The following is a 22,434-nucleotide window of genomic DNA, read 5'->3' as shown; positions in this document are numbered from 1 at the left end:
CCGTTTTTACCGCGCTTTCACTCGTTCGTGAGCGGGTCGGCTCACTTGTCGAGTGCCGTTCATGTCAACTTTCGAGCGCCCTCCGCATCATCTGTCGAGCGCTGTCAACGCCTTCTTCACCAGAGCGGCACGATCGGCCGCGGAGGTGACCTGTTCCAGGCCGAAGCCGAGCAGCACGGTGCGGTCGGTGGTGACCGCTCCGTACGTCTTGAACAACGCCCCGGTGCGCTCCCAGTCCTTGAGGACGGCCGGGCTGCCCGCGGGCGGTCCGGCGACGCTCCACGCACCGAGGGAGGACTCGAAGCCCTCGGTCTCGGTCGCCTTGCCGCCGACCACGAGCGAGGCGTCGTCGACGAGGACGCCGTGCCCGCCGGTGCTCGGGTCGGTGATGTACGAGAGGGAGACCTCGACCGACTTGCCGGCGTACGCGCTCAGGTCGAAGTTCACGGACTGCCAGCCCGTCGAGCTGCCGGTGAAGCTGTTCCAGGCACCGCTGGTGCCGGTGGCCGTGCACTGGTTGTTCCCGATGGTCAGGTAGTGCTTGAGCCACGGGTGCTCGGCGATCAGGAAGCCGGCCCCGCAGTCGGACGGTACGGCGCTGCTGCTGGCGCCGCCCTTCTCGGGCAGGGTCGTCCAGTCGTCGGCGCCGACCGTGTGGACCTCGACGACCGCGTGGTCGTAGCCGGGCTCGGTGTCCCACAGCAGCTTGCTGCTGAAGGTGGGCTGCTCGGCCGCTGTGACACCGGTGAGGTCGATGGTGCGGGTGAGACGCTTGTAGGCGTCGTCGGTGTGGACCGCGGCGGCCATGTACGACCCGGAGTACGGCCCGTACGGGTTGACGGTCCCGGCGAACTGGCCCGCGCCCGCGCTGGCGAACTGGGGGTACTTGTCGGTCGGGAGCTCGTCGGAGGTGACGGCGTAGGTCCCGGCCTTGTCGAGCGGGTTGGCGGAGGTGCCGCTCAGCGCGCCGGTGAATCCGTCCAGCGCGCCGGAGCCGGTGAAGCCGGTGGCGCCGGGCGTCGAGGTACGGGAGTAGGCGCCCAGGTAGTACTGGCTGAAGTCGTTCGACGGGGTGCCGTCGCCGAGGTCGACGTTTCCGCCGGCCAGCTCGCCCGCCTCGATCAGCCTGCCGCCCTCGTTGAGGTAGGCGCGCAGCTGGAGCTGGGTGTCGTTGCCGGGACCGTTCGTACCGGAGTAGTGGACGACGGTCCTGAAGTGCTTCAGCACACCGAGCGCGTCGGGCGCGCCCTGGGTGGCGACGTCCCAGACGACCGCCTTGTGCCCGGCGGCCTTGAGCGCGTCGACGTAGGTCTGCGCCTGGGTGGCGGCAGCGCCTTCCTCTGCGACGACGAGGGTGTCGGCCTTCGCCCGCTGGGCCACGGTGTAGGTGAAGTGCGAGCTCGCGGCCTTCTTGCCGCCCTCGGCCTTCCCGGTGAACCACACCTCGACCTTGTCGCCCGGGGCGCCGTCCTTCACCTTGGCCCGGTACTCGTCGAAGTAGAGGTTGTCGTGACCTCCGTAGGTCTCGCCGCCCTTCCAGGGCTTGAGCGCCGTGCTGTGCGTACGGCCGCCGTTGACGCGGTACCTGAGCTCCTTGTCGCGCACGGACTTCCGCACGACGACGGAGACCTCCTGGTCGGCGCCGCGCGAGTACGACGTGGAGAAGGCGGCCGGGGTGAAGTCGGCCGCGCTCAGGCCCACGGACGAGGTCGGCCGGTCGGGGTGGGCGGCGGTCTCGGCGACGGAGAGCGCGAACGGGATGTTCTTCTCGAACTCGTCCTGGATCAGCTTCTCGTCGTCCGGGAAGTTGAAGACCGACTGGCAGTCGGCGGCGTTCCAGGCGTCGTTCGGATCGATGTTCGACGCCGTCTGGCAGGTCGACATCTCGGGCGTGAACATCGCCATGCCGTTGACGTTGGACGCGTGGCCGTCCGCCTCGCCGTTGGTGGTGTAGAGCTCCGAGGAGACCTGCGGGTGGTACCCCGGGACCGCCGAGTTGCCGGGGGTGCCCGCGAGCGCCTTGTAGAGGACGTCGTCCGGGGTCGGGGTGGCCACCTGCCAGCCGACGCCGTAGAGCAGGAGTTCGGCGGCGGAGTGGTAGTTGATGCCGTAGGTGAACCGGACCCGCTTCTCGAAGTCGTCCAGCGCCCTGGTCTCGGGCTCGGACTCGGGGCTCGCGCCGCGGTAGGTCTCGCTGGTGGGGTTGGGGGACGATCCCTCGTCGTCGTAGCCCCACTTGTAGCCGAAGTTGCGGTTGAGGTCGACGCCGTCACCCGTGGAGATGACACCGTCGCCGTTCACGTCCCGCAGGTTCTTGCGCCACAGGCGGGTGTCGGAGTTCTGGAAGGTGTAGTCGTAGCCGTCGGGGTTGGCCGAGAGCACGAACCACAGCTCGGTCGAGTCGACGATCTTCTTGATGCGCTTGTCGGTCGAGTAGTTGTCCAGGTAGTAGTGCATCAGCCGGCGGGTCATCTCCGGTGTGATCCACTCGCGCGCGTGCTGGTTGGACACGTACAGCACGGAGGGCTTGGAGCCGTCCTTCGACTTCTTCGCGCCCTTGGTCAGTCTGAGCGCGAGGATGTCCTGGCCGTCGATCGTCCTGCCGATGGACTCGACCTTGGTCAGACCGGGGTTGGCCTGCGCGGTCGCGAGGATCTCCGCCTTGAGCCCGCCGCTGCCGCTGTACGGGCGGAACACGCCCTGCGAGGCGTCCTGGACCCGCGTCTCGGCCTTGGCCGAGAGTGTGTGCTCGGTGAGGCCGACGCCCTGCTTCTCCAGCTTCTTCGCCTGGTCGCCGGTGAGGTAGAGCTCGACTTCCGTCTTCCCGGATCCGGAGACCTGGTCGCCGAGTTCATGGCCGTCCTGGCCGGCCTTGAGCAGCAGGGGAATCTGCTTCTTGGTGACGGCGGCGCGGTAGACCTTGACCTCGCCGGGGTCGGGTTTCGGCGAACTCCCGGTCTGCGCCTGCGCGATGGGTGCAAGGCTCGCTCCGCCGATCAGGAGCGCGCCGACAGCGAGGATCGATCTCGCTCTGTGTCTCATGTACCCCCCTTGCCGTGGTCCGCCACAGCGGCGAACTCATGCCAGGCTCATGACACTCCATGATCCAGTCAAGGGCGACTCACGGACAGGCCATGACTACCGCACCTCCGTGTAAAAGAACTGGTGCCGACGGCCCAATGGACCGTCGGCACCGGCGAACTGACGTGGCGTCAGCCCACGAGGTTGTCCGCCAGCTCCTCGGAGAGGTTGGCCTCGGTGCCCGGGATGCCCAGGTCGGAGGCGCGCTTGTCGGCCATCGCGAGGAGGCGGCGGATCCGGCCGGCGACGGCGTCCTTGGTGAGCGGCGGGTCGGCTAGCGCGCCCAGCTCCTCCAGGGAGGCCTGCTTGTGCTCCATCCGCAGCCGGCCGGCCGCGGCGAGGTGCTCGGGCACCTCGTCGCCGAGGATCTCCAGGGCCCGCTGGACCCGGGCACCGGCGGCGACGGCGGCGCGGGCGGAGCGGCGCAGGTTGGCGTCGTCGAAGTTGGCGAGGCGGTTCGCGGTGGCACGGACCTCGCGCCGCATCCGGCGCTCCTCCCAGGCCAGCACCGACTCGTGCGCGCCGAGGCGGGTCAGCAGGGCGCCGATCGCGTCACCGTCACGGACGACCACCCGGTCCACACCCCGCACCTCACGGGCCTTCGCCGCGATGGACAGCCGGCGGGCGGCGCCGACCAGGGCGAGCGCGGCCTCCGGACCGGGGCAGGTCACCTCCAGGGAGGAGGAACGGCCCGGCTCGGTGAGCGAACCGTGCGCGAGGAACGCACCGCGCCAGGCCGCCTCCGCGTCACAGGTGGCCCCGGAGACCACCTGCGGGGGCAGGCCCCGGATCGGGCGCCCCCGGCCGTCCACCAGGCCGGTCTGGCGGGCCAGCTGGTCACCGCCCGCGACCACCCGCACGACGTAGCGCGAGCCGCGGCGCAGCCCGCCGGGAGCCATCACGATCAGCTCGGAGCTGTGACCGAAGATCTCCAGGATGTCCCGCTTGAGGCGCCGGGCCGCCATCGCGGTGTCCAGCTCCGCCTCGATCACAATGCGCCCGCTCACCAGATGGAGGCCGCCCGCGAACCGCAGAATGGCGGAGACCTCCGCCTTCCGGCAGCAGGTCCGGGTGACGGGTAGCCGGGAGATCTCGTCCTTCACCGCTGCCGTCATCGCCATGGGCCGATCCTTCCATGCATCCGAAAAATACGGTCGTACGCGGCGGCCAACAGCTCCGGGTCGTGCCGGGGTGAACCGTCGGTCCGGGCCACGGGGCTCAGCTCGACCGCGGCTCCGAACCGCTTGGCGGCCTCGGTGAGCGAGTCGCGGTCGGGCACGGCGGCCTCGTCGGCCAGCACCACGTCCAGGGCGAGTTTAGGGGCGTGTCGCCCCAAAACCTCCAAATGACGCTGCGGGGAGAAGCCATCGGTTTCTCCCGGCTGGGGTGCCAGGTTCAGGGACAGGACCTTACGCGCCTTGGTCTCGTTGAGCGCATCGAACAGCTCGGGAACGAGCAGGTGCGGGATCACCGAGGAGAACCACGACCCCGGGCCGAGCACCACCCAGTCGGCGTCCAGCACGGCCGCGACGGCCTCCGGCACGGCCGGCGGGTCGTGCGGCACCAGATGCACGGACTGCACCTCGCCGGGCGTGAGCGCCACGGTGGCCTGCCCCCGGACGATGTCCACCTCGTCCGGCCGCTCCGGGTCGTGCCCCTTGACCAGGGCCTGCAGCTCCAGCGGCACGGCGGACATGGGCAGCACACGCCCGTGCGCACCGAGCAGCCTGCCGACCAGGTCCAGGGCCTGGACATGGTCTCCGAGCTGTTCCCACAGGGCGACGATCAGCAGATTGCCGACCGCGTGGTCGTGCAGGTCGCCCTTGGACTGGAAACGGTGCTGGATGACCCGGGCCCAGGTCTGCCCCCAGTCGTCGTCACCGCACAGCGCGGCCAGCGCCTTGCGCAGATCGCCGGGCGGCAGCACGCCCAGCTCGTCGCGCAGACGCCCGCTGGAGCCGCCGTCGTCGGCCACGGTGACGACGGCGGTGAGGTCGCCGGTGATCCGGCGCAGCGCGGCGAGCGAGGCCGACAGGCCCATACCGCCGCCCAGGGCGACCACCTTGGGCTGGGCACCGCGACGGCGCGGCCGCGCGCCGCGGGCCTCGACGGGGCGGCTCGCACGGGTCTCGGGCACCGCCCGGCGCAGCCGTGGAGAACGTCCGGTCACTCGCGCCCCATGTCCCGGTGCACGACTACGGTCTCCACTCCCTCGGCGGCCAGGCGGGCGGCGAGCTTCTCGGACACGGCGACCGAGCGGTGCTTGCCGCCCGTGCAGCCGATGGCGATGGTCACGTACCGCTTGCCCTCGCGCCGGTAACCGGTGGCGATCAGCCGCAGCAGCTCGGCGTACCGGTCGAGGAATTCCTTGGCACCCGGCTGGTTGAAGACATACGCCGACACCTCCTCGTTGAGGCCGGTGTACGGGCGCAGCTCCGGCACCCAGTGCGGGTTGGGCAGGAACCGCATGTCCGCGACCAGGTCGGCGTCGACCGGCAGGCCGTACTTGAACCCGAACGACATCACGGTCGCCCGCAGCTCGGGCTCCTCCTCGCCGGCGAACTGGGCGTCCATCTTCGCCCGCAGTTCGTGCACGTTGAGGCTGGAGGTGTCGATGACCAGGTCGGCGTCGCCGCGCAGCTCACGCAGCAGCTCACGCTCGGCGGCGATGCCGTCGACGATGCGGCCGTCGCCCTGGAGCGGGTGCGGGCGGCGCACCGACTCGAAGCGGCGGACCAGGGCGTCGTCGGAGGACTCCAGGAAGACGATCCGGCGGGTGACGCCCCGGCTGTCCAGGTCGGCGAGGGACTCGCGAAGGTTGTCGAAGAAGCGCCGGCCGCGCACGTCGACGACGACCGCGATCCGCGCCACGTTGCCCTGCGAACGGGCGCCCAGCTCGACCATGGTGGGGATGAGGGCCGGCGGGAGGTTGTCCACCACGAACCAGCCGAGGTCCTCCAGACACTTGGCCGCCGTCGAACGGCCGGCTCCCGACATGCCGGAGATGATCACCAGCTCGGGGATGGCCGCCTCGGGGACCCCGGCCGGAGTGACGTCCGTACTCACTTCTGCTCCGTTTTCCTGGACCGCTTCCGCTTCCTGCGGGTGATCCTGGCGCGCCTCGTTGTGCGTTTCCTTGGCCGCGCCCTGCGTTTCGCTGAACGCCGGATCTCGCTGGTCTGTGTGCTGTGCGTCGTGCTCGGTCATGTCTCCTGCCCCCGTCGATCGTCCGGGGCGCCCGCGGGTACGGGCTCCCCCGAGGCGTCCGCCGTCGTCTCGGGCACCTCGTCTTCCCTGTCATCCATGATCTCTCCGGTTGCCGTGTTCACGGCGGGCGCGGCCGGGGCCGCCTGGGCGAGGGCCGCGGCGATGGTCTCGGCCGTCTTGCGGCCTATCCCGGGCACTTCCTGAATCTGCTCGATTGTGGCGGACCGCAGCTTCTTCACCGAGCCGAAATGCTTGATCAGTGTCTGTTTGCGGGTCTCGCCGAGGCCCGGTACGTCGTCCAGGGGGCCGGAGCGGAAGCGCTTGGCGCGCTTGGTGCGCTGGTAGGAGATGGCGAAGCGGTGCGCCTCGTCGCGGACACGCTGGAGCAGGTACAGCCCCTCGCTGCTGCGGGGCAGGACCACGGGGTCGTCGTCCTCGGGCAGCCAGACCTCTTCGAGGCGCTTGGCGAGGCCGCAGACGGCGATGTCGTCGATGCCCAGCTCGTCGAGCGCCCGCTTGGCCGCCGCGACCTGCGGTCGGCCGCCGTCGACGACCACGAGCTGGGGCGGGTAGGCGAACTTCTTGGGACGGCCGTCCTCGTTCTTGAAGCCGTCGGCGTCCTTGAGAACGTCGGCGTCCTTGAGAACGTCGGCGTCCTTGAGAACGTCGGCGTCTTCCAGGCCGTCGGTCGGCTCGGTCCCGTCGGCTGTGAGGGTGCCGCCTGTGAGCATGCCGTCCGTGAGCGTCTCGGCGCCTGTGGGTCCGTTTTCGGTGCCGTCCTCCGCCCACTCCCCGGTCCTCTCCTTCTCGGCGAGGTAGCGGCGGAAGCGGCGGGTGATCACCTCGTGCATGGAGCGCACGTCGTCCTGGCCGGCGAAGCCCTTGATCTGGAAGCGGCGGTACTCGCTCTTGCGCTGCAGTCCGTCCTCGAAGACGACCATGGAGGCCACCACGTCGTCGCCCTGGAGGTGGGAGATGTCGTAGCACTCGATGCGCAGCGGGGCGCTGTCCAGGTCCAGGGCGTCGGCGATCTCCTCCAGCGCGCGTGAGCGGGTGGTGAGGTCGGAGGCGCGCTTGGTCTTGTGCAGGGCGAGCGCCTGCTGGGCGTTGCGCTCCACGGTCTCCATCAGGGCCTTCTTGTCGCCGCGCTGCGGGATGCGCAGCGAGACGTTGGAGCCGCGGCGGCCGGTGAGCCACTCCTGGACCGGCTCGACCGGGTCGGGCAGGGCCGGGACCAGCACCTCCTTGGGAACCGCGTCGCCGGTCTCCTCGCCGTAGAGCTGCTGGAGGGCGTGCTCGACGAGGGCGGCGGTGGTGACCTCCTCCACCTTGTCCGTGACCCAGCCACGCTGGCCGCGCACCCGTCCGCCGCGCACATGGAAGATCTGGACGGCCGCCTCCAGCTCGTCCTCGGCGACGGCGATGAGGTCGGCGTCGGTCGCGTCGGCGAGCACGACCGCGTTCTTCTCCATGGCCTTCTTCAGGGCTTCGATGTCGTCGCGCAGCCGGGCGGCCCGCTCGTACTCCATCTCCTCGGCGGCATCCATCATCTGCTTCTCCAGACGGCGGAGGTAGGTGCCGGTGCGGCCCGCCATGAAGTCGCAGAACTCCTCGGCCAGTTCGCGATGGTCCGCCGGGGAGATCCGGTCGACGCAGGGGGCCGAGCACTTGCCGATGTAGCCGAGCAGACAGGGACGGCCGGTACGGGTGGCGTTCTTGAACACCCCGGCGGAGCAGGTGCGTACCGGGAACACCCGCAGCAGCAGGTCCACGGTGTCCCGGATCGCCCACGCGTGACCGTACGGCCCGAAGTAGCGGACGCCCTTCTTCTTGTGACCTCGCATCACCTGGACGCGCGGGAACTCCTCGTTCATCGTCACCGCGAGGTACGGGTAGCTCTTGTCGTCGCGGTACTTGACGTTGAACCGGGGGTCGTACTCCTTGATCCAGGAGTACTCCAGCTGGAGCGCCTCGACCTCCGTGGACACCACGGTCCACTCCACGGACGCGGCGGTGGTGACCATCGTCCTGGTGCGGGGGTGCAGGTTCACCAGGTCCTGGAAGTAGTTCGCCAGGCGCTGGCGCAGGCTCTTCGCCTTTCCGACGTAGATCACCCGGCGGTGCTCGTCACGGAACCTGTACACCCCGGGAGAGTCCGGGATCTGTCCCGGCTTGGGGCGGTAGCTGGAGGGGTCGGCCATGTCTCACACCCTACTGGCGAGCACCGACACCACGACGAGCCTGGCACCGCCCCGCACGCCCGATCCCGCCGTCCACGGGGTCACGCCTCGGCCAGGTGGACGGCCTCGGCCGGACCAAGGTGTTGTCGGGGATTGGTCAACACGCTTCAATGCGGGGGAGCTCGGGGCCTTGAGCGACGGCCTGCGGACGCGGCGCACCCAGGTGCGGCCGCCCCGGCGCCGACGGGGTGGCCCCGAACTCGCGCCAACGGCCTGACCAGCCGTTGTGAACCCCCCAAGAGAAAGGCCCCCTGCATGCGGCACGGCATACAGCACGCGGACGTCGCCACCGCGGAACTGGACTCGGCCCTGCGCGGCGGCCCCTTCCACGTGGCACTGCGCGCCGCGATCGCCGCCCGTGGGCTGCCGCTCCAGCGCGTCCAGCACCATCTGTCGCGCTACGGGGTCAAGGTGGGCGTCACCAGCCTGAGCTACTGGCAGCAGGGCGCCCGCCGCCCCCAGCGCCCGGAGTCGCTGCGGGCCGTCCGCGCACTGGAGGAGATCCTCCAGCTCCCGGACGAGTCCCTGATCCGGCTGCTCGCCGACGCCGACCAGAGCCCTGCCGTGCGCGGTCCCGCGGCCCGCTCCTACCGCTCGCGGATCGAGGCCTCCGACGTCCTGGACCGGCTGCAGACCGAGCTCGGCTGGTCTCTCGACGGCGGCCTCCACACCCTGGGACACCACGAGCGGGTGCGGATCGGCACCCGCCGCGAGCTGTGCGCCCGCGAGTCGCAGCACATCGTGCGGGCCCACCGGGACGGCATCGACCGCTTCGTGGCCGTCCACCACGGCGACCCCGGCTGCGCCCCGGAGCACATGACCGTGCGCGCCCTGGAGAACTGCCGCACGGGACGCGTCCGTGCGGACCCGGAGACCGGCCTCCTCGTCACCGAACTCCTCTTCGGCACCCGCCTGCGCTCCGGCGACACCTTCCTCTTCCGCTACGCCGTCGAGGACGGCACGGCCGGTGTCTCACGCGAGTACGTCCGCGATTTCGGCTTTCCCGGCGGCCAGTACACCCTCCAGGTGCATTTCGCCGCCGAGGCCCTGCCGGCGCGCTGCCACCGGTTCACCCAGCACTCTGCGGCGGCCCCGCGCAGCGGTCGGCAGGCCCTGCCGCTGAGCGGGCTGCACCGCTCCGTCCATCTGGTGGAGCCCCGGGTGCGGCCGGGCCTCCTGGGGATCGGCTGGGACTGGGATTGAACCGGCGCTGAACCGGTTCTGGACCGGCCCTTCGGATCAGGCGCCCGGTCCCGCGACGATCCGGCCGTTCGCGGCCTTGACCGGCAGTTCGTGCAACGGCTCGGTGGCGGGCGACCGCACCACCTTGCCGGTCACGGCGTCGAACTCGCTGCCGTGGCAGGGGCAGACCAGCGTCGTGCCCTGGAGCTTGTTGATCGGGCACCCCGCGTGCCTGCAGATCGTGCTGTACGCCTTCAGGTCCCCGTCGGCGGACCGGCTGACGACGACGTTGTGCTCCCGGTAGAGCTTGGCGCCGCCCTTGGCGAGCTCGCTCTCGGCCCCGAGATCGACGGGCGCGGTCGGCGTCGCGTCCGCCGAGGCTCCGCCGCCGGGTGCCGAACAGGCGGCCAGTCCCAGCCCGGCGACCGGTGCGACCGCCGCCCCGAGCAGGAGGGTGCGGCGGCCGGCGGAGGGGCGGGCGGGCATGGGGGCTCCAGGTGGGTCGGAGTGCTGGGGACGGTGGCCCGAGAGGTTCGCGGGACCGTCGCCGCGGGCGGTGCGGACCGTGGCGGCACGGAGCAGCGGTACGGGACGGTCGTCCCGGATCGTGCAGGGCGACGATACCTGGGCTGGTCTGTCCCGCTTCGGGGTGGGTGGTGACGTGGGTGAGGTCTCGCCCGCCAAGGACGTAAACGCTTGCGCAAGCGTTTACGCGGCCGTGTCGGATGAGGTAACTTCCCGGCCGAAGGCCCACGGCGACCCCGGCGTGGGAACCAAGGAGCCTTGCCCCAGGCGGAAAGCGGAGAAGGGGAGCCCATGCCCACCATGGCCGACGTGGCCCGGAGCGCCGGTGTCTCCGTGGCGACCGTCTCCCATGTGCTCAACGAGACGCGTCCGGTGTTGCCCCACACCCGGCAGGCCGTCCTCGACGCCATCGAGGAACTGGGCTATACGCCCAACACCCTCGCCCGCTCCCTGGTGACCTCCCGCACCCGCTCCATCGGGCTCGCTGTGTCGGCCATCAGCAATCCCTATTTCACGGAGATCCTCCAGGGAGTCGAGGCCGCCGCCCTGGAGCGCGGCTACAGCCTGCTCATCGCCGACCCGCACGACGACCCCGAGCACGAGCGCAAGGTGGTCCAGCTCCTCCACGAACGCCGCGTCGACGGCATGATCGTCGCTCCCTCCGCCGACCCTCGCGGACTCCTCGCCTACCTCGGCCGCCATGCCGTGCCGGCCGTTCTCCTCGACCGCGTGATCGACGGCCACGCGGACATCGCCCCGCTCTTCGACCAGGTCTGCGCCGAGAACACGGAGCCGACGGCCCGGCTCGTCACCCACCTCGCCGCTCTCGGGCACCGCCGGATCGGGCTGGTGGCGGGGTTGCCCGGGCTCAGCACCACCGCCGAACGGGTCAACGGCTACCGGCAGGGGCTTGCCTCCGCCGGGCTGCCCCTCGACGAGAGTCTGGTGGTCCCCGGCAACTCCGAGTCCGCCGGAGCCGAGCGGGCCACCGCAGCCCTGATGTCGCTCGCCGCGCCTCCCACGGCACTCGTCACCGCCAACAACGCGATGACCATCGGCGCCCTGCGTGCCCTGCGCGCGCAGGGTCTCGCCGTGCCGGACGACATCGCCCTGTGCTGCTTCGACGACTTCGCCTGGGCCGACCTGTTCTCGCCCCGGCTCACGGCCGTGGCCCAGCCCAGCAAGGAGATCGGCGCCGAGGCGGTCCGGGTGCTCCTCGAACGGCTGGCCTCGCCCGACCGGCCCGTCCGGACCGTACGGCTCCCCTGCACCTTCGTGCACCGGACGTCGTGCGGATGCCGGGAGAGGGAGGGCGAGGACGGTGCGGCCGGGCAGGACCGGTCGGCCCCGTCCCGTCTTCGGTCCGAGGAGATCCGGCCGGCTCGGTCCCGTCAGCAGTCCGCACGCTCCCAACGGGTCCCGCAGCCCAAGCGGTCCGGGCACCCCGAGCACCCCGAGCACCCCGAGAAAGGAACCCCCTAGTGATCGTCGTCGCCGGTGAGGCACTGATCGACCTGGTACCGCAGGGCACGGGCGCCCTCGCGGCCCTGCAGCCGGCGCTCGGCGGCGGCCCGTACAACACGGCCGTGGCTCTCGGTCGCCTCGGCTCCCCCACCACGTTCTGTTCCCGCACCTCCGGCGACGCCTTCGGCGAGGCTCTGCTGGACGGACTGCGACGGGCGGATGTGGACGTGTCCCTCGTGGAGCGGGGTGCGGAACCGACCACCCTCGCGGTCGCCACGATCGACGCGCAGGGCTCCGCCTCCTACTCCTTCTACGTCGACGGCACCGCCGACCGGCTGTTCGCCGCCCCCGCTACCCTCCCCGCCACGACCCGTGCCGTCTCCTTCGGCACGCTCTCGCTCGCCCTGGAGCCCGGGGCGAGCGCCTACGAGGAGCTGATGCGCAGCGCGGCCGGGCAGGGCCTGTTCACCGCCCTCGACCCGAACATCCGGGCAGGCCTGATCCCGGACCCGGACGCCTACCGGGCACGCTTCAAGAGCTGGCTGCCCTCGGTGACTCTCCTCAAGCTGTCCGAGGAGGACGCGCTCTGGCTGGGCGGCACCCCGCACGATTGGCTGGCGGCGGGTCCTTCGGCCGTCGTGATCACCCATGGCGGCGACGGTCTCAGCGCCTTCACGCCCGACGGCAGTGTGTACGCCGTCCCCGGTGAGGAGGTCGACGTCGTGGACACGATCGGCGCCGGTGACACCGTGAACGCGGCTTTGCTGCACGGCCTCGCCTCCCGGGACGCCCTGTCCGCCGAGGCACTCCTGGGACTGGGCGCCGACGGCTGGACGGGGCTGCTGCGATTCGCGGCGCGGGCAGCCGCGATCACCTGTTCCCGGGCGGGCGCGGAGCCGCCGTACGCCTTTGAACTGGGCGATCTGTAAGGGGCGTTCGGCTCACCGTCTTCGGATTCGCCGCTTCCCTGATTCCGCTGGTTCCACTGTTGAGGAGTCAAGGTTCGTCGTGGCCGCGGAGATCGGGCGGCTGATCGTGCAACGTGTGGCGCCCCGCGGGAAGTTCCCGCGGGGCGCCACACTTTTCTGGATTTGTCCGAACTGGTTGCCCGGTTACCCGGTGTCCTCAGGCCTTGCGGGCCCGCGTCGTCTTCTTCGCGGGCACGGTCTTCTTCGTGACCTCGGCCGCCTTCTTCACAGCCGCGTTGTTGGCGGTGGTGGCCGTCGCCGTCTTCCTCGCCGTCGACTTGGCCGCGACCGTCTTCTTGGCCGTCGTCCTGGCCGCCGCCTTACGTGGAGCCTTCACCGAGCTGGCGTCGCTGATGCGGTCGGCGCCGAGGATCTCGCGCAGGAACTTGCCGGTGTGGCTGGCCGGGACCGCGGCGACCTCCTCCGGGGTGCCCTCCGCCACGACGAGTCCGCCGCCCGCGCCGCCTTCCGGACCCATGTCGACGACCCAGTCCGCGGTCTTGATCACGTCGAGGTTGTGCTCGATGACGATGACCGTGTTGCCCTTGTCCACGAGACCGCCGAGGACCTTCAGCAGCTTGCTGATGTCCTCGAAGTGCAGACCGGTGGTCGGTTCGTCGAGGACGTAGACCGTCCGCCCGGTGGAGCGCTTCTGCAGCTCGCTGGCGAGCTTCACGCGCTGCGCCTCGCCACCGGACAGAGTGGTCGCGGACTGGCCGAGGCGGACGTAACCGAGGCCGACGTCCTTCAGCGTGTTCAGGTGGCGGGCGATCGACGGGACGGCCTCGAAGAATCCCGTGGCCTCCTCGATCGGCATGTTCAGGACCTCGGAGATGGACTTGCCCTTGTAGTGGACCTCCAGCGTCTCCCGGTTGTACCGGGCGCCGTGGCAGACCTCGCACGGGACGTAGACGTCCGGGAGGAAGTTCATCTCGATCTTGATGGTGCCGTCGCCCGCGCAGTTCTCGCAGCGGCCGCCCTTGACGTTGAAGGAGAAGCGGCCCGGCAGGTAGCCGCGGACCTTCGCCTCGGTGGTCTCGGCGAACAGCTTGCGGATGTGGTCGAAGACGCCGGTGTACGTCGCCGGGTTGGACCGCGGGGTGCGGCCGATGGGCGACTGGTCGACGTGCACGACCTTGTCGACGAGGTCGTCGCCGTCCACGCGCGTGTGCCGGCCGGGAACGTTGCGCGCACCGTTCAGCTCGCGGGCCAGGTGCGTGTAGAGGATGTCGTTGACCAGCGTCGACTTGCCGGAGCCGGACACGCCCGTGACGGCCGTGAACACGCCCAGCGGGAAGGACACGTCGATGTCCTGGAGGTTGTTCTCCCGGGCGCCGTGCACGGTGAGCCGGCGGGACGGGTCCTGCGGGCGGCGGATGTCGGGCAGCGGGATCGACTTCCTGCCGGACAGGTACTGGCCGGTCTGCGACTCCTCGTTGACGAGCAGTTCCTTGAGAGAGCCGCTGTGCACGACCTTGCCGCCGTGCTCGCCCGCGCCGGGGCCGATGTCGACGACCCAGTCGGCGACCTTGATGGTGTCCTCGTCGTGCTCGACGACGATGAGCGTGTTGCCCATGTCACGCAGTCGGACCAGGGTCTCGATCAGCCGGTGGTTGTCGCGCTGGTGCAGACCGATCGACGGCTCGTCGAGGACGTACAGGACGCCGACGAGGCCGGAGCCGATCTGGGTGGCCAGGCGGATGCGCTGGGCCTCGCCGCCGGAGAGGGTGCCGGCCGCGCGGTTCAGGGAGAGGTAGTCCAGGCCGACGTCGACCAGGAACCGCAGCCGCTCGTTGACCTCCTTCAGCACGCGCTCGGCGATCTTCTTGTCGCGGGCGTTGAGCTTGAGCTCGCCCAGGAAGTCCGCGCAGTCGCTGATGGACATGCCCGCGACCTCGGCGATCGACTTCTCCATGATCGTGACCGCGAGGACGAGCGGCTTCAGGCGCGTGCCCTGACACGTCGGGCAGGGCACCTCGCGCATGTAGCCCTCGAAGCGCTCGCGACTGGCATCGCTCTCGGACTCGCTGTGCCGGCGCTTGACGAACGGCACCGCTCCCTCGAAGGGCGTGGTGTACACGCGCTCGCGCCCGTACCGGTTGCGGTAGCGGACCTCGATCTGCGTCTTGTGGCCGTAGAGCAGGGCCTTCTTGGCGCGCTGCGGCAGGCCCGCGAAGGGGATGTCGGTCCGGAAGCCCAGGGCGTCCGCGAGGGCGCCGATCAGACGGCCGAAGTAGTCCTTGGTGTGACCGTGCGACCAGGGGTGGATGGCGCCCTCGTCGAGGGACTTGTCCTCGTCCGGGACGATCAGCTCCGGGTCGACCTCCATGCGCGTGCCGATGCCGGTGCACTCGGGGCAGGCGCCGAAGGGCGAGTTGAAGGAGAAGGAGCGGGGCTCGAGCTCCTCGAAGGACAGATCGTCGTACGGGCAGTACAGGTGCTCCGAGTACATGCGCTCGCGCTCGGGGTCGCCCTCGGGGAGGTCGACGAAGTCGAGCACGACCATGCCGCCGGAGAGGCCGAGCGCGGTCTCCACGGAGTCGGTGAGGCGGCGCTTGGCGGTGTCCTTCACCGTGAGGCGGTCCACGACCACCTCGATGGTGTGTTTCTCCTGCTTCTTCAGGGTCGGCGGCTCGGACAGCTGAATGGTCTCGCCGTCCACGCGCGCGCGGCTGTAGCCCTTGGTCTGGAGGTCGGCGAAGAGGTCGACGAACTCTCCCTTGCGCTCGCGCACCAGCGGCGACAGCACCTGGAAGCGGCTGCCCTCGGGCAGCTCCAGCACCTTGTCGACGATGGCCTGCGGCGACTGTCGCGAGATCGGTCGGCCGCACTCGGGGCAGTGCGGCTTGCCGATGCGCGCGAAGAGCAGCCGCAGGTAGTCGTAGACCTCGGTGATGGTGCCGACCGTCGAGCGCGGGTTGCGCGAGGTGGACTTCTGGTCGATGGACACCGCCGGGGACAGGCCCTCGATGAAGTCCACGTCCGGTTTGTCCATCTGCCCGAGGAACTGGCGGGCGTACGAGGAGAGGGACTCCACATAGCGACGCTGACCCTCGGCGAAGATCGTGTCGAAGGCCAGGGAGGACTTGCCCGACCCGGACAGGCCCGTGAAGACGATGAGCGAGTCGCGAGGCAGGTCGAGCGAGACATTCTTCAGGTTGTGCTCGCGCGCGCCACGGACGATGAGACGGTCGGCCACAGCCGGTCCGCACCTTTCTTGAGAGAAGTGACAGGGGCAGGGCCCCGTGCTTCTTCAGACTAGGGGGAGCCACTGACAACGCCGGTCGGATTCCTGGATGCGTAAACAATCCCGGACCATCCAGCATGCCCGACGCCGACTCCGACGATATAGCACGCGCATTCGATTTACGGAGTTCGCGCGAAACCTTCACCCGAAGGTGTGGCAGGGCTACCGTCAGCCCCATGATTGATCACGCTCATGACCTGGCGTCTGTACAAGAAGCGACGGAACGACTCCTCACCGCGGTCGCCGAACTGGACAACGCGTCCGTGGCGCGACCGTCACGGCTGCCGGGCTGGACCGTCGGCCACATTCTGGCCCACCTCGCCCGCAACGCGGACGCGCTCACGAACGTCCTCGACGGTCGTCCCATGTACGTCTCGGGCGAGGCGCGGGACGCCGACATCGAGCGTGACGCGCCGCGCCCGCTCGACGTCCAGACCGCCGACCTGCGCGCATGCGACGCCCGCTTCCGGGCACTGGGCGCCGAGCCCGCGGACTGGACGCGCACGGTGGAGCTGCGGAACGGGGTCACCGACTCGGCGGCACAGGTGCCGTTCCGGCGCTGGGCCGAGGTCGAGCTGCACCATGTCGATCTCGGCATCGGGTACGAGCTGGAGGATCTTCCGCAGGAGTTCACGGAGCGCGAGATCGACTTTCTCGCGGACCGCTTCCTCGCACACCCCGACGTCCCGGCGACGCGGATCACGGACGGCACGCGCGCGTGGCACACCGGGCGGAAGGCGGCCGAGGCGGAGGTCACCGTCACCGGACAGCCGGCCGACCTGCTCGGCTGGCTCGCCGGCCGCCGCGACGGTTCCGCCCTGACGGTGAAGGACGGCTCACTGCCCGCGCTTCCTCCGCTGTAGCGCACGGCACCCCGTCCGCCACTCCCCGCTATAAGGTGACCGCCATGACGTACAGCGGAGAGGTCACGGTCGGCGGGCCGGCAGACGTGCACGAGCTCAAGGACCTGATGATCACCAAGATCGCGGTCGGGCCGATGGACAACAACGCCTATCTGCTGCGCTGCCGCGCCACGGACGAGCAGTTGCTGATCGACGCGGCCAACGACGCGGAGACGCTCCTGGGCATGATCGGTGACGACGGCATCACCTCCGTCGTCACCACGCACCGGCACGGCGACCACTGGCAGGCATTGGCCGAGGTCGTCGCCACCACCGGCGCGCGGACGTACGCGGGCCGCGAGGACGCCCCCGGCATCCCGGTCACCACCGATGTCCCCGTCGACGACGGCGACGTCATCCGGGTCGGCCGCGTGGAACTGACCGCCCGCCATCTCGTCGGCCACACCCCCGGCTCCATCGCCCTGGTCTACGACGACCCGCACGGCCACCCGCACGTCTTCACCGGGGACTGCCTCTTCCCCGGCGGTGTCGGCAACACGCGCAAGGATCCGGTGGCCTTCGCCAGCCTGATCCACGACGTCGAGACGAAGATCTTCGGCACCCTGCCCGACGAGACCTGGGTGTACCCGGGACACGGCAACGACACCACGCTGGGCACCGAGCGCCCGCACCTGCCGGAGTGGCACGCGCGCGGGTGGTGAGCGCGGGGACACGGTTCCCCGATCCCGAGGGGCGGGCGCACGGATCGTACGGGTGCGGCATGAGCGCACCCGTACGCCACGCGCCTGGCGCACGCACCCCGCACACGGGCCTCAACACACTCCCGGCGCACTTCTCCTAACTCGCGCCCTGCGCGCGGGCCTTGTACGCCCCGCGTAGTCCCATCGCACGCCCCGTGTGAACAGTTCGCACACGCCGGAGCCCAGCGCACGCTCCCCGCGCGCGTGGCTGCGCGGTCAACTGGGAGCAGCCCCGCTCAGGATGACGGCTCCTGCGCGGTACGGGCCGCCGGTCATCAATCCCCGCCCTCGGCCGGCGGCCTTGGCCTGTCCGTCCCGCGACGCGACGCGGGGGACAACGTTCACAAGACCGCAACACCCGTTCCCAGTATGCGGACAAATACCCTCTTGACCTGGACAAACGCGGCTTTCGCTGTCACTCTCCCGCCATGCACCTTGCCCCGAGCGCACTGCGTCGCGCTGCCGCTGCCGCCACCATAGCCCTGCTCGCCACCGCTGTCGGCTGTGCTCCCCAGCCGGAGGAGAAGGCGTCCGGCGCGTCCTCCTCGTCGTCCGGCGCCACCTGTGCCAAGGGCAAGCTGGCCACCCAGACCTCCGGCAAGCTGACGATCGCGACGGACGAGCCGGCGTACGAACCGTGGTTCAAGGATGACAAGCCGGCCAACGGCGAGGGCTTCGAGTCGGCGGTCGCGTACGCCGTGGCGAAGCAGCTCGGATACGACAAGAGCGCGGTCGTCTGGCAGAGCGTGCCGTTCAACAAGGCGTTCGCGCCCGGTGTGAAGACCTTCGACTTCGACATCAACCAGGTGTCCATCAGCGCCGAGCGCAAGAAGGCCGTGGACTTCTCGTCCGGCTACTACGACGTGCGCCAGGCGGTCATCGCGCTCAAGGGCAGCAAGGCCGCGAAGGCGACGAGCATCGCCGGTCTCAAGGGCCTCAAGCTGGGTGCCCAGGTCGGCACGACGAGCCTCAACTACATCAGCGACGTGGTGAAGCCGTCCCAGGAGGCCGCCGTGTTCTCCAAGAACGACCAGGCCGTGTCGGCGCTCAAGAACGGTCAGGTGGACGCGATCGTCACCGACCTGCCGACCGCCTTCTACGTGACCGCGGCCCAGGTGACGAACGCCAAGATCGTCGGCCAGTTCGAGAACCAGGGCGGTACGCCCGAGCAGTTCGGGCTCGTCCTGGACAAGGGCAGCGCCCTCACCTCCTGCGTGTCGTCGGCCGTGGACGCCCTGCGCAAGGACGGCACCCTGGCGAAGCTGGACAAGCAGTGGCTCTCCGACGCCGTCGACGCCCCGGTGCTCAAGTGACGGTCACCAAGGACGAGTCCGGCCAGGAGGGTACGGACGACAAGGGCGACATGCCCGTCGGCGCCCCGAAGGGCGCCGACGGGTACACCCCCTCCGAACGACGGCTGGAGCGGGAGCGCTACAGGCGTGCCCGCGCCCGCCGGGCGACCGCGATCGCCGCGCTGTCGACCCTGGTCACGGCCGTCGTCCTGTATCTGGTCGTGGTCAGCGCGCCCGGCTGGGAGCGCACCAAGGAGACCTTCTTCGACGGGCAGTACGCGCGCGAGGCGTTGCCCAAGGTCCTCGAAGGTCTGTGGCTCAACGTCCGGCTGCTGCTGATCTGCGGTGTGCTGGTGCTCGTCCTGGGCATGCTGATCGCCATCGCCCGCACCCTGCCGGGGCCGGTGTTCTTCCCCCTGCGGGCGCTGGCGGCGGCGTACACCGACTTCTTCCGCGGTCTGCCGCTGCTCATCAACCTGATGATCGTGGTCTTCGGTGTACCGGCGCTGCGCCTCCAGGGCGTGACCGTCGATCCCGTACTGCTGGGCGGCGCGGCGCTGACACTGACGTACTCCGCGTACGTGGCCGAGGTGTTCCGCGCGGGCATCGAGTCCGTGCACCCCTCGCAGCGCGCGGCGGCCCGCTCGCTGGGGCTGACCAACCGGCAGGCGCTGCGGTACGTGGTGCTCCCCCAGGCCGTACGCCGTCAGGTGCCGCCGCTGCTGAACGACCTGGTGTCGCTGCAGAAGGACACCGGACTCGTGTCGATCGGCGGCGCGATCGATGCCGTACGGGCGTCCGACATCATCGCGCAGCGCAGCCTCAACTACACGCCGTACATCGTCGCGGGGCTGGTCTTCGTGGCGCTGACCATCCCGATGACCCGCTTCACGGACTGGGTGACGGCCAGGATGGACCGGCAGCGGGCCCAGGGAGGATCGATATGAGCGACGGGCCCGTTCTGCGCATGGAGTCCGTGCGAAAGACCTTCGGTGACTCGGTCGTCCTGCGGGACGTCGACCTGGAGGTCGCCCCGCACACGGTGACCGCACTGATCGGCGCCTCCGGCTCCGGCAAGTCGACGTTGCTGCGCTGCGTCAACCTCCTGGAGGAGATCGACGACGGCGCGATCTGGCTGGACGGCGAGGAGATCACCGACCCGCGCGCCGACCAGGACGCGGTGCGTCGCCGTATCGGCGTGGTGTTCCAGGCGTACAACCTCTTCCCGCACATGACCGTGCTGGACAACATCACGCTGGCGCCGCGCCGGGTGCACGGCGTCTCCCGCGCGGAGGCCGAGGAGCGGGCCAGGGAGCTCCTGGAGCGCCTCGGGCTGGGCGACAAGGCGAGCGCCTACCCCGACCGGCTGAGCGGCGGTCAGCAGCAGCGTGTGGCGATCGTGCGCGCTCTGGCGGTACGGCCCCGGCTGCTGCTGCTCGACGAGATCACCGCCGCCCTCGACCCTGAGCTGGTGGGCGAGGTGCTCACCGTGGTCCGTGACCTGAAGGAGGACGAGGGCATGACGATGGTGCTGGCGACGCACGAGATGGGCTTCGCCCGGGACGTCGCCGACCAGGTCTGCTTCCTGGACGGCGGCGTCGTCCTGGAACGCGGCACCGCCGATCAGGTCTTCGGCGACCCGCAGCAGGAGCGCACCCGGCGCTTCCTGCGGCGGATCGTGGAGGCCGGACGGCTCTGAGGCGTCACGCCTCGGCGGTGGCGGCGCCGACCAGCGCCGCCACCCGCTCCACTCCGAACACATAGCCCTGCACACCGCATCCCGCGATCACCCCGTCGGCACGCAGCGAGACGTACGAGTGGTGCCGGAACGACTCGCGCTTGTGGATGTTGGAGATGTGGACCTCCAACACCGGCATGCCGTCGCAGGTGTTGAGGGCATCCAGGATCGCGACCGAAGTGTGCGAGTAGGCGCCCGGGTTGATGACGATTCCGCAGTGGCCGAGGCGGGCCTCGTGGATCCAGTCGACCAGTTGGCCCTCGTGGTTGGACTGCCGGAAGTCCACCGTGCCCCCGTGCGCGGCCGCCGCCTTGACGCACAGGGCCTCGATGTCGGCGAGCGTGTCGGAGCCGTAGATCTCGGGCTGGCGCTGGCCGAGCAGGTTCAGATTGGGCCCGTTCAGGATCATGATCGGGGCGTTGGCCAGGGTGCGGGGCACGATTCCTCCGGTCCGTTCGGACGATGAACGGTCCTGGGCGGACCGCGGCTCAGACCGGTCTATCACGGTGCGCCCAGGCGCCTGCGAAGGACGTCGTGCGCCCCCGTAACTCGCGATCACCGTGGGTGGTTGACGCGGCATGCACGATGCACGCACCGTAAGGGCCCCCTCGATGCCGCGGCTGGCGGCCGCCTCGCTCGTCGGGACCGCGATCGAGTTCTACGACTTCTTCGTCTACGGCACGGCCGCGGCGCTCGTTCTGGGCCCGTTGTTCTTCCCGACGTTCTCGTCGCTCGCGGGGACGCTGGCGGCGTTCGGGACGTTCGGCGTGGGGTTCGTGGCCCGGCCGCTCGGCTCGGTGCTGTTCGGGCACATCGGGGACCGACGGGGCCGGCGCCCGGTCCTGGTCGCGTCCCTGCTGCTGACCGGCGCCTCGACGGTCGCGGTCGGATGCGTGCCGACGTACGGCACGCTCGGCGTGGCCGCTCCCGTGCTGCTGCTCGTGCTGCGATTTCTGCAGGGGCTGGGGCTCGGCGGGGAATGGGGCGGAGCGGTGCTGCTGACCGCCGAGCACGCGCCCCCCGGGCGGCGCGCCCTGTGGTCGAGCTTTCCGCAGATCGGTCCGGCCGTCGGCTTTCTGCTCGCCAACGGCGTGATGCTGGTCCTGTCGGCGTCGCTGTCCGACGCGCAGTTCGCGCAATGGGGGTGGCGGGTGCCGTTCTGGATGGCGGGGGCACTGGCGCTGGGCGGGCTCTGGCTGCGTTCGTCGCTCGCCGAGAGCCCGCGGTTCCTGGAGATCGACGACCACGCGCGCGTGCCGCTCGAGGAGGTCGTACGGCACCACTGGCGGCTGGTGCTGCTGACGGCGGGCGCACTCGCGGTCGGCTACGCGGTGTTCTACGCGGTGACGACCTGGTCGCTGACGTACGGGACGGAGCGGCTCGGAGTGAGCCGTACCGTGATGCTGACCTGCATCATGGCCGCCGTGGTGGTGAAGGGCTCGCTCACACCGGTGATGGCTCTGCTCGGCGACCGCTACGGGCGCAAGCCGCTGTGTCTGGTGGGGTGCACGGCATCGGTGCTGTGGACGTTCCCGATGGTCGCGCTGCTGGCGACCGGTCAGCCCCTGCTGATGTTCATCGGGTTCACCGGCGCACTCGTCGCCTTCATCACCATGTTCGCCGTCGTCGCCGCCTATCTGCCGGAGCTGTACGAGCCCCGGGTGCGTTGCACCGGAGCCGCCGTCGGTTACAACCTCGGCGGGGTCCTCGGCGGCGCCCTCACGCCGATCGTGGCGACGGCACTGGCGGAGCACAGCGGACGGGTGCCGTGGGGAGTGGCGGCGTATCTGACGGCGATCGCCCTGCTGAGCCTCGGCTGCTTCGCGCTGCTGCCGGAGACGCGTCCGGTGCCGGTGGCGGCCGTCGAGCCGGTCGCCGGGTGAGGCT

Annotated in this window: 17 protein-coding genes; 9 read left to right on the top strand and 8 right to left on the bottom strand. The window is 70.3% G+C overall.

Going from position 1 to position 22,434, the window contains the following annotated elements; all coding sequences use genetic code 11:
* Positions 1–87: 87 nt before the first annotated feature.
* The 5 genes from ACIRR9_RS10385 to uvrC form a co-directional block, all read right to left on the bottom strand.
* Positions 88–3,042 carry a M14 family zinc carboxypeptidase gene (locus ACIRR9_RS10385; RefSeq protein WP_403749587.1) on the bottom strand — a complete coding sequence of 985 codons (2,955 nt, stop codon included), beginning with the start codon at positions 3,040–3,042 and terminating at the stop codon, positions 88–90.
* Positions 3,043–3,212: 170 nt separating this feature from the next.
* Positions 3,213–4,202, bottom strand: a complete 990-nt coding sequence (gene whiA, locus ACIRR9_RS10380; RefSeq protein WP_030347991.1) for a DNA-binding protein WhiA — start codon at positions 4,200–4,202, stop codon at positions 3,213–3,215.
* On the bottom strand, positions 4,193–5,251 hold the full coding sequence (gene yvcK / locus ACIRR9_RS10375) for a uridine diphosphate-N-acetylglucosamine-binding protein YvcK (protein WP_403749584.1): 1,059 nt from the start codon (positions 5,249–5,251) through the stop codon (positions 4,193–4,195). The genes whiA and yvcK overlap by 10 nt, the downstream gene beginning before the upstream one ends.
* Positions 5,248–6,288: an RNase adapter RapZ gene (rapZ, locus tag ACIRR9_RS10370; protein ID WP_123978034.1), complete on the bottom strand. Its 1,041-nt coding sequence runs from the start codon at positions 6,286–6,288 to the stop codon at positions 5,248–5,250. Before rapZ ends, yvcK begins: the two co-directional genes overlap by 4 nt.
* Positions 6,285–8,489 carry an excinuclease ABC subunit UvrC gene (uvrC, locus tag ACIRR9_RS10365; protein WP_403749581.1) on the bottom strand — a complete coding sequence of 735 codons (2,205 nt, stop codon included), beginning with the start codon at positions 8,487–8,489 and terminating at the stop codon, positions 6,285–6,287. The genes rapZ and uvrC overlap by 4 nt, the downstream gene beginning before the upstream one ends.
* Positions 8,490–8,783: 294 nt before the next feature.
* Between uvrC and ACIRR9_RS10360 the strand changes: the two genes are divergently transcribed.
* Positions 8,784–9,731, top strand: coding sequence for a hypothetical protein (locus ACIRR9_RS10360; RefSeq protein ID WP_403749579.1), 948 nt, complete (start codon positions 8,784–8,786; stop codon positions 9,729–9,731).
* 36 nt (positions 9,732–9,767) lie between these two features.
* Here ACIRR9_RS10360 and ACIRR9_RS10355 read toward each other — a convergent pair whose 3' ends face one another.
* The gene (locus ACIRR9_RS10355) at positions 9,768–10,196 is read right to left on the bottom strand and encodes a Rieske 2Fe-2S domain-containing protein (protein WP_403749577.1); all 429 of its coding nucleotides are present in this window, start codon (positions 10,194–10,196) and stop codon (positions 9,768–9,770) included.
* A gap of 330 nt (positions 10,197–10,526) precedes the next feature.
* On the opposite strand from ACIRR9_RS10355, the gene ACIRR9_RS10350 reads away from it, so the two are divergent.
* Positions 10,527–11,717 (top strand): LacI family DNA-binding transcriptional regulator, encoded by a 1,191-nt coding sequence (locus tag ACIRR9_RS10350; protein ID WP_403749574.1) that lies wholly within the window; start codon positions 10,527–10,529, stop codon positions 11,715–11,717.
* On the top strand, positions 11,717–12,628 hold the full coding sequence (locus ACIRR9_RS10345; protein ID WP_403749572.1) for a carbohydrate kinase: 912 nt from the start codon (positions 11,717–11,719) through the stop codon (positions 12,626–12,628). Before ACIRR9_RS10350 ends, ACIRR9_RS10345 begins: the two co-directional genes overlap by 1 nt.
* Positions 12,629–12,824: 196 nt before the next feature.
* On the opposite strand, the gene uvrA is transcribed toward ACIRR9_RS10345, so the two are convergent.
* Positions 12,825–15,866, bottom strand: a complete 3,042-nt coding sequence (uvrA, locus tag ACIRR9_RS10340) for an excinuclease ABC subunit UvrA (RefSeq protein ID WP_403749569.1) — start codon at positions 15,864–15,866, stop codon at positions 12,825–12,827.
* A 224-nt stretch (positions 15,867–16,090) separates the two neighbouring features.
* Between uvrA and ACIRR9_RS10335 the strand changes: the two genes are divergently transcribed.
* From ACIRR9_RS10335 to ACIRR9_RS10315, 5 genes are all read left to right on the top strand, one after another.
* On the top strand, positions 16,091–16,777 hold the full coding sequence (locus tag ACIRR9_RS10335) for a maleylpyruvate isomerase family mycothiol-dependent enzyme (protein ID WP_403749567.1): 687 nt from the start codon (positions 16,091–16,093) through the stop codon (positions 16,775–16,777).
* A 44-nt stretch (positions 16,778–16,821) separates the two neighbouring features.
* Entirely contained in the window at positions 16,822–17,478 is a 657-nt protein-coding gene (locus tag ACIRR9_RS10330) for an MBL fold metallo-hydrolase (protein WP_403749564.1), read from the top strand.
* 467 nt (positions 17,479–17,945) lie between these two features.
* Complete coding sequence (locus tag ACIRR9_RS10325; protein ID WP_403749561.1) at positions 17,946–18,830, top strand: ABC transporter substrate-binding protein; 885 nt, start codon at positions 17,946–17,948, stop codon at positions 18,828–18,830.
* Positions 18,827–19,756 (top strand): amino acid ABC transporter permease, encoded by a 930-nt coding sequence (locus ACIRR9_RS10320; RefSeq protein ID WP_403749559.1) that lies wholly within the window; start codon positions 18,827–18,829, stop codon positions 19,754–19,756. Before ACIRR9_RS10325 ends, ACIRR9_RS10320 begins: the two co-directional genes overlap by 4 nt.
* Positions 19,753–20,508: an amino acid ABC transporter ATP-binding protein gene (locus tag ACIRR9_RS10315; protein WP_403749557.1), complete on the top strand. Its 756-nt coding sequence runs from the start codon at positions 19,753–19,755 to the stop codon at positions 20,506–20,508. The genes ACIRR9_RS10320 and ACIRR9_RS10315 overlap by 4 nt, the downstream gene beginning before the upstream one ends.
* A 4-nt stretch (positions 20,509–20,512) precedes the next feature.
* On the opposite strand, the gene aroQ is transcribed toward ACIRR9_RS10315, so the two are convergent.
* Complete coding sequence (gene aroQ / locus ACIRR9_RS10310) at positions 20,513–20,986, bottom strand: type II 3-dehydroquinate dehydratase (protein ID WP_403749554.1); 474 nt, start codon at positions 20,984–20,986, stop codon at positions 20,513–20,515.
* A 172-nt stretch (positions 20,987–21,158) separates the two neighbouring features.
* Between aroQ and ACIRR9_RS10305 the strand changes: the two genes are divergently transcribed.
* The gene (locus tag ACIRR9_RS10305) at positions 21,159–22,430 is read left to right on the top strand and encodes an MFS transporter (protein ID WP_403749729.1); all 1,272 of its coding nucleotides are present in this window, start codon (positions 21,159–21,161) and stop codon (positions 22,428–22,430) included.
* The last annotated feature ends 4 nt before the right edge of the window (positions 22,431–22,434 follow it).

Origin of the sequence: Streptomyces sp. NPDC101234, assembly GCF_044767525.1 — a bacterium.
Lineage (GTDB): Bacteria > Actinomycetota > Actinomycetes > Streptomycetales > Streptomycetaceae > Streptomyces > Streptomyces sasae.
The sequence above is the reverse complement of the archived record's forward strand: the minus strand, read 5'-3'. Positions and strand labels throughout refer to the sequence as shown.